This is a genomic window from Hymenobacter sp. BT188 (assembly GCF_014333585.1).
Taxonomy (GTDB): domain Bacteria; phylum Bacteroidota; class Bacteroidia; order Cytophagales; family Hymenobacteraceae; genus Hymenobacter.
Genome location: NZ_JACSCW010000009.1, coordinates 63,947 through 75,918 on the forward strand (window position 1 = coordinate 63,947; position 11,972 = coordinate 75,918).

Here is an 11,972-nt window from a genome sequence, read left to right on the forward strand (position 1 = left end):
CATCAGGCGTTCAGGCTCTCCTCCGATTCATCCTCCAGCAGCTCGCTTTCGCTTAAGTGCGCCCGCAGGTCAGCCAGCGTAGCCACCGGGTCGGGTGAGCCGAACACGAAGTTGCCAGCCACCAGCACATCGGCCCCGGCTTCCACCAAAGCGGCGGCATTGTCGAGGCTTACGCCCCCGTCAATCTCAATCAGCGCCGAAGAGCCGCTATCTACCAGCAGCTCTTTCAAAGCGGCCACTTTGCGCAGGGTATTCGGAATAAATGCCTGCCCACCAAAACCTGGATTCACCGACATTACGCACACCAAATCCAGATCGGCCGCAATATCCTCCAGCAGCCACACCGGCGTATGCGGGTTCAGGGCCACACCCGCCCGACAGCCCAGCGCCTTGATTTGCTGAATGACACGGTGCAAATGCGGGCACGCCTCATAATGCACCGTGATATTGGTTGCGCCCGCGTCGCGCACGGCGCTGAGGTAATTCTGGGGCTCCTCAATCATCAGGTGCACATCGAGCGGCTGCTTGGCATGACGACCAATGGCCTGCAACACCGGCACCCCGAACGAGATATTCGGCACGAAGCGGCCATCCATAATGTCGCAGTGCAGCCAGTCGGCGGCGCTACCAGCGAGGCGCTCGATTTCAAATTGCAGGTTGGCAAAATCGGCGGCGAGCAGCGAAGGAGCCAGTAATGGGGCTAGGCGGCGGGTAGAAGTCATACCGCGAAGGTAAGCGTTTGGGCGCGAGCTTGGATGCAGTTTTCACTCAACAATTGTTTGGCTCCAACTTGCTTTCCAAAAGTGAGGATTAACAGCCGTCCGTCATAGAATAAGGCGGTCATGCAGAGCCGAGCGAAGCATCACGCGTGTTTAGCAAGAGTTACTTTCTAAATACGTGAGCGAGATGCTTCGCTCGGCTCTGCATGACCGCCTTCATATGAGTAGTTGCTGATATTACTCCTGATTTTCGGCTTTAATCCGTGGGTCGAAGGCAAACTCCTCTCGACTGCTAATGCGGATACGGGCAAAGTCGGGGTGGCGGGCGTGCAGAATGTAGTTGTACTCGCTGGCAATAATAGAAGACGGCACCCGCAGCACAGGTGCCGTTTTGCGTTCATACCACGCGTCGCCCAAGGGCTGACAAAGGGAATAGTTGCGGGTTTTGTGCCAGTTGGGGGGCAATTCTTCCAGCGCAATGGTCTCCACGGCCAAGTCATCCGGAATCTGAATGACGATTACCTTGAACCGCTGATTTAGACCTTCCCCGCCCCTATGCACCACGTTTTCCAGGCACGCTAAGGCCCGGCTGCTGGCCGTGTAAATGACAAAATGCCCTTTATAATTCCAGCGACCGCGGTTGCCCGAGGCAAATAAATCCTGGGCATACTCAGCTAGGCAAATACGGTATACTTCCACCCTACTGCGCGTTTAAGCCAGGTCGCCGTAGGCAATCCGATCCAGTTCCTCCAGCACCAGATCAATGCCTCCACTTGTTTCCAGCAACGTGAGTGGCACTTGCTCATCGAGGCCATAGGAAGGCTTTTCGAGCCACCGCACAAAGGCGTCGGCATCGCCAAACACCTGCTGTCCGCGCAGATGCAGGGCGAGCAGCTTCAGGGTCTGCTCGCTGTGAGCGGGGTTCAGATTCTTCTGCTCCTGGCGGTAGGTACGCAAGGTTTTGGTCGTGATGTTAAGAATATCGGCCAGTTGCTCGGGGTGCAGATGGAGCAAGCCGGCCACGGCAATAGCCGTAGCAGCCGAAACGCCCTGTCGCGCCGCCATTACCAAAGAGAAGGAATCCTTTACCACCTTCTTAAGCGCCGTTAGCTCCGACCCAGCCATGGGACGACCAGCAATTCCGCCTGTTTTGCGAGTTGTTGTTATGCTGCTCATTATCGAAGTGGTTCTGTGTGCTATTCCAAAGTTAGGAATATTTTCCCTTTAACTCGGAAATTTTTCTTTTTGTTCGGTTATGTTGTCGGTTGACTGAGAGCTTGTACCAAATCACCTTAATACAAACTTCTATGAACGTCATGCAGAGGCGAAGCCGAAGCATAACGTTCGCACCGTTAGATTAGTAATCCTTCGTCAGCATGCGAGATGCTTCGGCTTCGCCTCTGCATGACCGCCTTGTTTAAGTAGATGAACCCATAACTACAAGCAAACAAAAAAGAAGCTCGAAGCAAATGCTTCGAGCTTCTTTTGATATAGAATTCCTCAACCTTACTTCTCCCCTTTCTTCCAGGGCTGCCAGTCTAATTCACCATTCTCGCGGCGGCGCAGGAACACGGTTTGGTCGTCTTTTTGGGTTTTGCCGAAGGTTACGTCGCCGCGGCAGTCGAGGCACTTGACGGACGTGTATTTGAATTTATCCTGAGCCACACGGGAGGTAAGATCGAGGTTATCGGAGCCGCAGAGGCCACAGGCAGGCACATCGGCGAAGCTCAGGCGGTCGTACTCGGACACCACGTCGTGGAAGTTGCCTCCCTGCACGGTGAAGTGAAACTGCCGGCGCCCGATGCGCTTGGTAATCATGAGTTGAAGCACAGTAAAACGTTGGAAAGTGAATACTACTATTAAGGTAAGAATAACGGTTTTACTGCAAACAAAAGTCCACAAAAAAGCCCCCCAGGCCGGAAACTCCGTTGCTGGGGGGCTTTTTTTGAAAAAAACTTTAAAGCTTTACGAAACGCACGGTGCGACGCACCCGACCCGCACTCACGGAGCAGGTATAAGTGCCTTTCGCGAGCATGCCCGGCCGCAGTTCTACCTGCTGAGCAGAGGTCGCTGGCACTTTTTGCTCTACTACCACGCGCCCACGAACATCGATCAGGCGAACTACCAGCGCTACCTTTTGGAACTCGGGTGTGAGCTGTAAGAATAACCCATCATCGCGCGTTGGGTTGGGATAAACCGCCAGCTGGCCGGGCGCGGGAGCTGGCGCGGCCACGGGCAGCAGGGTGCCGGCGGCAAGGGTTTGAGCCCGGCCAAAATCAGGAATGCCATAGCCTAGTTCATTATCGGGGCGGGCGGCTTGGGAGCCGGAGCGCTGCAACGTAGCAATTACCTGTTGCGCCGTAAGCGTAGGATTGGCTTGCCAAAAGCCCGCCACCAAGCCCGCCAGCGTAGGACAAGCATAGGAAGTTCCGTTGCCATTAACCACCGTGCCCCCGGCCGTAAGCACAGCCGAAGCTCGCCCTTGTGCCGCCAGCGCGGGCTTTATACGCCCGTCGGCCGTAGGACCAACCGAGCTGAATACGGCCCGCTGCATCAGCACCGAATCGACGGCGCCTACTGTGAGAATGGAATCCGCGTCGGCGGGGGCGTTCACGTAGCGCCACGGGCTGCTGCCTTCATTGCCGGCACTATTTACCACCAGCATTCCCACGCGGGCCGCCACCGTAGCCGCCCGCGATGAAAGGGCCGTGCGGCCGTTCAAATCGGAGTAAGTGTAGTCAAGTGAAGGCTGATCGAAGTCGTTATAGCCCAGGGAAGAGCTGATAATATCCACGCCCACCGAGTCGGCGTACTCAGCCGCGAGCAGCCAGTTAGCTTCCTCCACCTGGTGCTCCGATTTCACATCTTCCGTGACGAGCAAATGGTAGCTGGCCTTGGGAGCCGTGCCCACAAAGAAGCCGGGCTGGTTGGCCCCCATCGTCGATAAGCATTGGGTGCCGTGTTCATTACGGCCGTATACCGAGCTATTATTTTCCACGAAGTTATAGGTACTGAGCAGGCGCTTTTCTTCGAACAGAGGTGCAAAAGCCGGCAGGCGGTCAACGCCCGAAAAGCCACCATCGAATACGGCAATCTGGATACCCTCGCCCCGAAAACCAGCGTCGTGCATGGCTACGGCACCCAGCATCTGGGCTTGCCCATACGCTGGCCCGTAGGTAGGGCGCCCCGGCGCTGTAGTAGTTGCGGGCGGAACCGGAGCCGGCGGGTTAGCCGCTATGGGCGCGGCGGCGGCCGCCTGCGCCCGAATAAGGGTTTGGGTGCCCTGCACGGAAGGAAGCTTACGGAGGGAAGCCAGCGTCGCGGAGTCGCAGACCACTACGGCGGCATTAAACCAGCGCGATGTATACCACACCTGCACGCCCGGCACTGCCTTTACCTGGGCAACATAAGCCGGATTGACGGGCAAATCGCGGGGCTGGATGGTGATATTCTGGCGCGTACGGCGCGTAATGGCGCGGGCCGATAAATACGCCTGCGGCTGCGTGAGGCTATACGGAGAATTAGCTTTATCCCGAAAGAAGACCAAATGCCTACCCACCACGGTCGTTACCTGCGGCGGACCGGCAGAACTCGATTGGGTCATAGCACGACTCAGGTGTGGGTGGCTACTGAGCCCCATCCAGAATAAGACAAGCAGGGAAAGTCGCATTAATGGCGAGGAAAAGGAGCAGAAAAATAAAACAAATCAACGGCTGGCTAACATAAAAAGCCCCCCAGACTACGTACAGAACACGATGCGAACAGTACTAATACCTTACAAGGTCAAACTGGAGATTGTAGGATAATAACACGGATACCGGGGAAGTCGTTGCATTATCGGGGGCAGTAAAAAGCCCCCAGCAGTTCAACTTATAGGTAACAACGCCCGATAATGGTAGTTATAGACACTACCACTATCGGGCGTTGCTTCAAAACGCTATTTACACCCTGCCAATAGTTACAGTTTTCCAGCTTCAATCAACATCTCGACCCGGGAGCTGCCTGCCAATCGGTAGCCGGGTACTAAAGAGCAATCGGCGGGTGAGCCGGGTGGGCAGCCATATTGGTAGCGCCGTCGCCAGCGATGGATGGGCCCTACTTCCCGGGCATAGACCTGGCGTTGAATATTAAGGTTGAACAGATCGTAGGCAGTTGTGTCGGCGGTCGTAACGGTCTGCTCGTAGCGCTGGGGCTGGGTGGAAGTTGATAACTCAAAAGGTTCTCCTACCCGGTCGTAGCCCCGTTTTTCAGCCGTAATCGTATCGCCAGAATTGTAGGCATTGGAGTTCCATTTACGGCCCGTGCGCACCGGAAATACCAGCTCTACGGTCCGGCGGTTGCTACGGGTAAGCAGCAGTGTGTTCGGGGTGGTCTTGATAATAAATACGCTGTCGTCGCGCCAGGCCTGGGCGGGAGTAGTGCGGCGCGACCGCACCACTCGATACACGGAGTCGCCAGCGGCATCGATAAACGTTTCGTCCACCCGCTCCCGAAACTGAAAGCGGGTAGCTGTTCCACGGTTATTCTGATAAATGGAATCTACCACGGCATAAATTCGGTACGCTCCCACCTCCACCGGATAATACTCCAAACCCATGTCGGGGCCAGGTTCCGTTTCGCGGGTGCAGGCCCCCGCCACTCCTATCGCCAGCAAACCAGCTATGAAAGCGCGTCGACTCATGCATAATTTAAAGAAACGCGAACGATAGAAGTATCTCATGCAAAAGCAGAATTATAGGGCCGAACCGGCAAGCGCCGCAGCCTGAGAAGTAGGATCAGATATCACGTGGCGCTCAATCCAGCCGCCGCCCAGCACGTCATTGCCTTCGTAAAAAACGGCGGCCTGACCGGGAGTTACAGCATGAACCGGCTCCTCAAAGTAAGCATATACTTTGTCGCCAATCTGTTCGAGGAAGGCGGCAGCACCGTCGTGGTTATAACGGATTTTTGTAGTGGAAGGCACCAAGCCCATACCAACCAGCGAAGCATACTTGCCCATATTCAGCTTGCCAACTACAGTCGTGGTGCTGGCCAGATCATCGAAATTACCGAGCACGACTTGGTTCGAGTCGGGCCGGATTTCGGTGACATAGGCGGGAAAGCCCAAGGCAATACCGAGTCCCTTGCGCTGCCCAATCGTGTAGAACGGGTAGCCCTCGTGCGTACCCACCACCGTACCATCGCGCAGCACAAATTGCCCCCCAGCTACGCGCGCCTCCAATCCCTCCACGCGCCGCTTCAAAAAGCCGCGGTAGTCGTTGTCGGGAATAAAGCAGATTTCGTAGCTCTCGGGCTTGTTGACCAGTTCAGTAAACCCGCGACGACGGGCCTCATCATAAATCTCGGTTTTGCGCATGCCGCCCAACGGAAACAGCGTCCGCGCCAGACTTTCCTGCGACACGCCCCAGAGGGCATAAGACTGGTCTTTGTTCTCGTCCAAACCTTTGCTCACTACATAGCGGCCATTTTCCTGGCGGATATTGGCGTAATGCCCCGTGGCAATAAACTGGCAACCGAGTTGATCGGCACGGCGCAACAACGCGTCCCATTTGATATGGGTGTTGCACAGTACGCACGGATTAGGCGTGCGGCCAGCCAAGTATTCGTCGGTGAAGTTATTGATGACAAAGTCACCAAACTCATCCCGAATATCGATGATAAAGTGAGGAAAACCGAGTTCAACGGCAATCTGCCGAGCGTCGTTGATGGAGTCGAGGGAGCAGCAGCCGGTTTCCTTTTTGGAGCCGCCCGCCGAAGCGTAATCCCAGGTTTTCATAGTCATACCCACCACTTCGTAGCCTTGCTCATGCAAAAGTACAGCAGCTACAGATGAGTCGATGCCGCCACTCATGGCGACGAGAACGCGCCCACGTGGGGACGACGTCGAAGGAGTATTTTCAGTCATAAAGAAGCGCCCGTGAGGTCAAGGCTCCGGCCGCGATGGCAAAGATAACAGCCGGCGCGGGCCTACGGTTCAGCACTCGCTTATTAAGCTGTACAAAGTACATGCCGGGCGCTGCAATAGCTCATATTCCTTACTTTCGCGCTTCGTCAATTCCGAACTGGCCTTCCCACCTGACTTCTATTATTCTACTTATGGCTCTGCTTACTTCCGTGCTGGTGCGCGGCATCAATAACCTTTCCGACGCCCGCTATTGCGCCGGCATGGGCGCCGACGGCCTCATTTTCACCCTCGACCCTGCCCTGCCCGGCGCCGTTGATGCGGCTACTGTACGCGAGCTAGCCGGTTGGGTAGCCGGCGTAGAGCTGATTGGGGAGTTTGATGAAATGCCCGTATCCGAAATCAACCGACTGGTTGAAGAGTGTGGTTTACAGCGAGTGCTGCTTCACCAAAGGCCTGAAGCGCCACTCTCGGTACCGGCGCTGCTACACGCGCCCCTCTTTCTCATCACTTCTAATAGTTTGAGAAACGAGATGCTGCTTCAGTACAGCCCGATTTTTCCCGCTGGCCTGGGCGTTGCTGCTTCGTTGAATATGGATGACTTGCCCGAAGCCCGGCAGGAAGCTCTAGCCGAAGCAGCGACGCAGTTCCCTTTGTGGCTCAGCGGCGCCATTACCGCCGACACTGTAGCCAGTTTGCTCAACACCATTCACCCAGCTGGACTCATCCTGGAAGGTGGCAACGAAATCAAGCCGGGCCTGCGTGATTTCGAGGAATTAGAAGCGGTCTTTGAAGCGCTGGAAGAGGAATAAGGCGGGGCAATTCTAGCCCATTATCGCTATTAGGTTAAACACCTGCTCCCCCAAACCTTTATCACCGGTTAGCTGTACGTGGGCTTCGGCCTGCGTGCGCGGCAGACTCTTGGTAAATAAGCGCCAAGCCACGGTTCCATCAATGGTAACAACAGCCACACAAGGGCTGGTCGCGCTTTCTTGTAATTCCCACTGCCCGGCGCTGTTATACTGGAGAAACCAGGTGCCACCACCCTCGCCTGTGACTGTGAATCGCAGCGTTTGTCCAGGCTCAGCCGACACGTGGCGGTAGTGGTGAGGTAGGGCCCTCATGCAAGTCGCCAGAAAGGGCTGATATAATGTTGGCGTTAGTAATTCGTCTTCACCCCGCCCTACTGCCTGTCGTATTTGCTGCTGGTGGTGCCACTTTTCGGTGTAGTCGCGGGCAATGTGAAACCAGTTGAGCGACGTTTGCTCCCCAGCCCAGCCCACGGAAAAACCTGCCGTCTGCCAAGGATCAAGGGTACGCAAGAAAGTTGTGTACTCCCTTCCTGTCGACTCTAGCATTTCCATCACAATGCGTGGACTCAGCCGCCGGGTGGCTTTTATCCAGTCCGCATTCAGCTCGTTCAGGAACTGTACGATGCCCTCATAGCTGGTTGGATCAGCGGGCGCCACCCCAAAATACCCATCGCGCAGCATGGATAGCGTTTGTAGGTTGCCGGCCATTAAGTGCAAAGCCACGTCCATCACCTTCCACTTGGGCGCCAGCGTTTGAAGTTCCCAATCTGCGGGCTGCAAGCCCCTAAGGAAAGACAGTAGCTTCTCATCCAAGACGGGAAACAAGTGCAGGGTTTCGATAGGTACAGGGCGCACGCCAGACATGAGATAGACTTAGCTCAATGTAAACTGAATGTACTTGATAGCAATGCCCTCACCGCGGAAGCGACGCTCGTAGTGGGTTTGGATATCTTCAGCATGCGGCAATAGCTCGGGCGTGGCGTAAATATCGGCTGTGTGGGCTAAAATATGGGCTCCAGGACGGGTTTGCAGCGTTTCAAGCGTGTATTCGTAGAGCGGCGTATCGTCCGTTTTGAGGTGAACTAGCCCCCCGGCGCGCAATACTTCTTGATACAAATTGAGGAAGCGTGGCGACGTGAGGCGGCGCTTAATATCCCGGTCGCGGGGTCGCGGATCGGGGAAGGTTACCCAGATTTCAGCCAACTCCTGGGGGGCAAAATGGGCAGTCAGCGATTCGGCCCGCGTGCGCAGGAAGCCCACATTAGTTAGGCCTAGTGCCTCCGCGCGAGTGCTCCCGCGCCAGATTCGGTCGCCCTTGATGTCGAGGCCCAAGAAGTTGCGATCGGGGTAGCGGGCCGCTAAGCCGACAGTATAGTCGCCCTTGCCACAACCCATTTCCAACGTAATGGGATTATCGTTCTGAAAGAACTCTTGGTGCCAACGCCCACCCAATTGCTCATAGTTGGCTTTGCCCGGCTCTACAATATCGGCCCGCTCCGCGTTGTGGGCGAAGCGCGCTAGTTTCACTCGACTCATTTAATTGACTTGTTGATTTATCGTATCGGATCGTATTGCGGAATTGGCCGTCATGTAGATCGGTAGCGAAGCAAATAATAGATACGCACGCGCTACCCTCGCTCCTATTGGTACAGTTCTTCTACCTCGGCAACCACAAAGGTACTGCCACCAATAAAAACCACATCGTCAGGCGCAGCCGCCGTGCGGGCTGCTTGTACTGCTGACTGCACAGGACCATATACGGCGCCATGTAGTCCTACACTTGCGGCCCGTTCGGCCAGTTCAGCAGCGGGTAGTGCTCGTGGAATACTAGCTTGGCAAAAGTAATAGATGGCCGTGGGGGGCAAAATTGAAAGCATTTTGGTCACGTCCTTATCATTAACAACGCCAAGTACGATGTGTAATTGGCGATACGTAAGCTGAGCCAACTGGGCAGTTACGAGGCGCAGGCCAGCCTCATTATGACCCGTATCACACACCACCAGTGGATGGCGCCCAATGATACTCCACCGGCCCCGCAAGCCTGTAAGCTGGCTCACTTCACGCAGCCCCTGGCGCACCGCTGCCTCAGTGATTTGGAATCCCTGCCGTTGTAGATCAGCTAAAACTGCTAAGACTCCAGGCAAATTAAACCGCTGATATTCACCCAGCAAACCTACCTCGATCTCATCAAATACTGGAGCATCATCTAGCCTCACATGAAAGCGTTGTGTTTCAGCATCCGCTGGCTGGGGGGCAATTCTGGAAACTTGATAATGCTGGTCGGCAAATGTAAGTGGCGCGCCCAATCGGTGTGCTGTCTCTTCAAAAACAGCAGCCACTTCCGCCTGCGTTTGACTAATGAAAACGGGCACCCCTGGTTTAATTATCCCGGCTTTCTCAGCAGCAATAAGCGGCAGCGTATTCCCCAGCAAAGCCTGATGATCGAAGCTGATATTGGTGATAAGTGAAACCAGCGGCGTAATAATATTGGTGGAATCCAGTCGTCCGCCCAGGCCCACTTCCACAATGGCGATATCCACTTTCTCTTCAGCAAAATACTGGAAAGCCAGCGCCACGCACATCTCGAAAAAAGACGGCTTTACTTCCTCAAACAACGGACGCCATTGCTCCACGAACGCCACCAGATAGTCGGGGAGCAATTCTTTACCATTGATTTTGATGCGCTCCGTAAACTCGCGCAAATGCGGTGAAGTGTACAAGCCTACTTTATAACCCGCCGCCTGCAATACCGCAGCAAGCATATGCGAGCTACTTCCCTTCCCGTTGGTGCCGGCCACATGCACGCTACGAAAGCGCCGCTCCGGGTGCCCGGAGGCCTCAGCCAGCGCTTCCGTATTCCCTAGCCCTTCTTTGTAGCCCGCGGTTCCTACCCGCTGAAACATGGGCAGTTGCTCGTACAGGTAAGCTAGCGTTTCAGCGTAAGTCATGGAGAGCAGAATAGATAGGTGGGTGAAGCGGCTGTGCTCATTTGTATGACTGACGAGCACTGATCAGAGCACAAAAGAAAACCGCCGGCCGGATAAATCCGACCGGCGGCTAAGTAAACAAAGAAGATAGCGACTTATTCTAAGCGGAAACGGAAGGTGATATACCCTACGCCCCCACCCGGATCAGGGCGCGTTTTGCGGAAGGAGAACTGCTCACGAATCGTTTTGATGCAGGCCTGTACTTGAGCGGCCGACATAGTGCCGGCTACTTTGCCGACCGATATAATCTCGCCCTCTCCATCAATGGTGATTTTGAAGCGCAAATAACCACCCTGGTTATCGACGAGGGGCGGCTGCGGCTTATTGGCAAAGGCCCAACCACCATTGCCAAAACCATCGCCGGAGCCGCTACCGCCGCCTGAACCGCCACCATCACCCCCGCCACTACCAGGCGTACCGTAGAGAGCGCGGGCATCGAGGCTACCTTTGGGATTGCCTTGGTCGCCGGTAGCGCCGGGCCGGTCACCATTATTATTGCCAGTAGGCGTGTTGCTGGTACCAGCAGAACCGTTTCCGCCGCCATCATCGCTGCCTTTGGGTGTGTACAAGGTGCGGGGCTTGGGCGCCGGAGGTGCTTCGCGCACAACTTCCTTCACCGGCTCTGGCTTTTCCACGGGTGGTGTTTCGCGCACAACCGGCTTAGGTGGCGAAGGGCGCTCTACTGGTGGAATTTTCACAGGACTTTCCTCCGCATCGCTAGTCACGATTTTCTCCTCGGCAGCATCAGGCGGCGTGGGTGCCGCGGCCCGTGCGGGCTGTGGCGCAGGCTGCGGATCAGGGTTGCGGGCGGGCGGGCGGCTGTCTTCGGTATTGCGTGAGTTATTGGCCTGAGCCAGGGTTTGAATATCGCCATACCCGGCTTCATCTACGCCATAGTTAAGCTCTACGCCGCCACCGCCCATTTCCGTTAAGGGCGGATCTGGCCCTTTGAAAACGGTAAATATGAACAGTAGCAACAACAAGACATGAACGATCACCGTCCCGACTAGCGCCTCTCGGCGGTGATGTTCGCGGTAATCGAGTGCCATGAGTTATCTATAATTAAGTATCGAGTTGTTCAACGCAAACCACGAATGGCGCGTTCCTACCCGCGTGCTGCACTTTGCTGTGCCTGCGTGGCCATCACCATTTTCACCTTCAGCCGGTTGCCAATTTCGAGAATGTCGACCAGCTTCTGCACGTTCAACGATGCATCAACGCGCAGAACAACAGTAGGCTGATCAAGGCCAGCAATGCGCTTGCTAAGAGCCGATTCTAAATCGGTAGAGGTTACGGGCTTACGGTCCAGGAAGTATTGCCCGGCGGCATCAACTGAGATGTTAATGGTCTCCTTCATGACAGCCTTACCGGAGCGGGCATTAGGCAGGAGCAGCTTGATCACGTTGGGATTAACCATGGTGCTCACAATTAGGAAGAACAGCATCAGGAAGAACATGATGTCGTTCATCGAGCTGGTCTCGACGTGCGAAGAAAGCTTGCGGCGGCGGCTTAAATCCATTTTTGTTAGCTAAATAAGTTGCCTTGATGAAGA

Annotated in this window: 13 protein-coding genes; 1 reads left to right on the plus strand and 12 read right to left on the minus strand. The window is 55.4% G+C overall.

Annotated elements, in window-relative coordinates; genetic code table 11:
- Positions 1 to 2 precede the first annotated feature (2 nt).
- The 7 genes from rpe to mnmA all read right to left on the minus strand — a co-directional run bounded on the left by rpe (position 3) and on the right by mnmA (position 6,624).
- Positions 3 to 722 carry a ribulose-phosphate 3-epimerase gene (gene rpe / locus H8B13_RS19515; RefSeq protein WP_187312502.1) on the minus strand — a complete coding sequence of 240 codons (720 nt, stop codon included), beginning with the start codon at positions 720 to 722 and terminating at the stop codon, positions 3 to 5.
- Between the two features lie 234 nt (positions 723 to 956).
- Positions 957 to 1,418, minus strand: coding sequence for an RES family NAD+ phosphorylase (locus H8B13_RS19520; RefSeq protein ID WP_187312503.1), 462 nt, complete (start codon positions 1,416 to 1,418; stop codon positions 957 to 959).
- 12 nt (positions 1,419 to 1,430) lie between these two features.
- Positions 1,431 to 1,895, minus strand: a complete 465-nt coding sequence (locus H8B13_RS19525) for an MbcA/ParS/Xre antitoxin family protein (protein ID WP_261990478.1) — start codon at positions 1,893 to 1,895, stop codon at positions 1,431 to 1,433.
- A gap of 330 nt (positions 1,896 to 2,225) precedes the next feature.
- Positions 2,226 to 2,549: a hypothetical protein gene (locus H8B13_RS19530; protein WP_133272881.1), complete on the minus strand. Its 324-nt coding sequence runs from the start codon at positions 2,547 to 2,549 to the stop codon at positions 2,226 to 2,228.
- A gap of 127 nt (positions 2,550 to 2,676) precedes the next feature.
- A complete protein-coding gene (locus H8B13_RS19535; RefSeq protein WP_187312504.1) occupies positions 2,677 to 4,389 on the minus strand; it encodes a S8 family serine peptidase in 1,713 nt (570 codons plus the stop codon).
- A 288-nt stretch (positions 4,390 to 4,677) separates the two neighbouring features.
- Positions 4,678 to 5,400 carry a hypothetical protein gene (locus tag H8B13_RS19540; RefSeq protein WP_187312505.1) on the minus strand — a complete coding sequence of 241 codons (723 nt, stop codon included), beginning with the start codon at positions 5,398 to 5,400 and terminating at the stop codon, positions 4,678 to 4,680.
- A 51-nt stretch (positions 5,401 to 5,451) separates the two neighbouring features.
- Positions 5,452 to 6,624: a tRNA 2-thiouridine(34) synthase MnmA gene (mnmA, locus tag H8B13_RS19545; protein WP_187312506.1), complete on the minus strand. Its 1,173-nt coding sequence runs from the start codon at positions 6,622 to 6,624 to the stop codon at positions 5,452 to 5,454.
- Between the two features lie 191 nt (positions 6,625 to 6,815).
- Here mnmA and H8B13_RS19550 point away from each other — a divergent pair, with 191 nt between their 5' ends.
- Complete coding sequence (locus tag H8B13_RS19550; RefSeq protein WP_187312507.1) at positions 6,816 to 7,433, plus strand: hypothetical protein; 618 nt, start codon at positions 6,816 to 6,818, stop codon at positions 7,431 to 7,433.
- A gap of 12 nt (positions 7,434 to 7,445) precedes the next feature.
- On the opposite strand, the gene H8B13_RS19555 is transcribed toward H8B13_RS19550, so the two are convergent.
- From H8B13_RS19555 to H8B13_RS19575, 5 genes are all read right to left on the minus strand, one after another.
- Positions 7,446 to 8,297, minus strand: coding sequence for a maleylpyruvate isomerase N-terminal domain-containing protein (locus tag H8B13_RS19555; protein ID WP_187312508.1), 852 nt, complete (start codon positions 8,295 to 8,297; stop codon positions 7,446 to 7,448).
- A gap of 9 nt (positions 8,298 to 8,306) precedes the next feature.
- The gene (trmB, locus tag H8B13_RS19560; RefSeq protein WP_187312509.1) at positions 8,307 to 8,969 is read right to left on the minus strand and encodes a tRNA (guanosine(46)-N7)-methyltransferase TrmB; all 663 of its coding nucleotides are present in this window, start codon (positions 8,967 to 8,969) and stop codon (positions 8,307 to 8,309) included.
- A 104-nt stretch (positions 8,970 to 9,073) separates the two neighbouring features.
- Complete coding sequence (locus tag H8B13_RS19565; protein WP_187312510.1) at positions 9,074 to 10,381, minus strand: bifunctional folylpolyglutamate synthase/dihydrofolate synthase; 1,308 nt, start codon at positions 10,379 to 10,381, stop codon at positions 9,074 to 9,076.
- 134 nt (positions 10,382 to 10,515) lie between these two features.
- Positions 10,516 to 11,469 carry a hypothetical protein gene (locus tag H8B13_RS19570; RefSeq protein ID WP_187312511.1) on the minus strand — a complete coding sequence of 318 codons (954 nt, stop codon included), beginning with the start codon at positions 11,467 to 11,469 and terminating at the stop codon, positions 10,516 to 10,518.
- Between the two features lie 56 nt (positions 11,470 to 11,525).
- On the minus strand, positions 11,526 to 11,939 hold the full coding sequence (locus tag H8B13_RS19575; protein ID WP_187312512.1) for an ExbD/TolR family protein: 414 nt from the start codon (positions 11,937 to 11,939) through the stop codon (positions 11,526 to 11,528).
- Positions 11,940 to 11,972 lie beyond the last annotated feature (33 nt).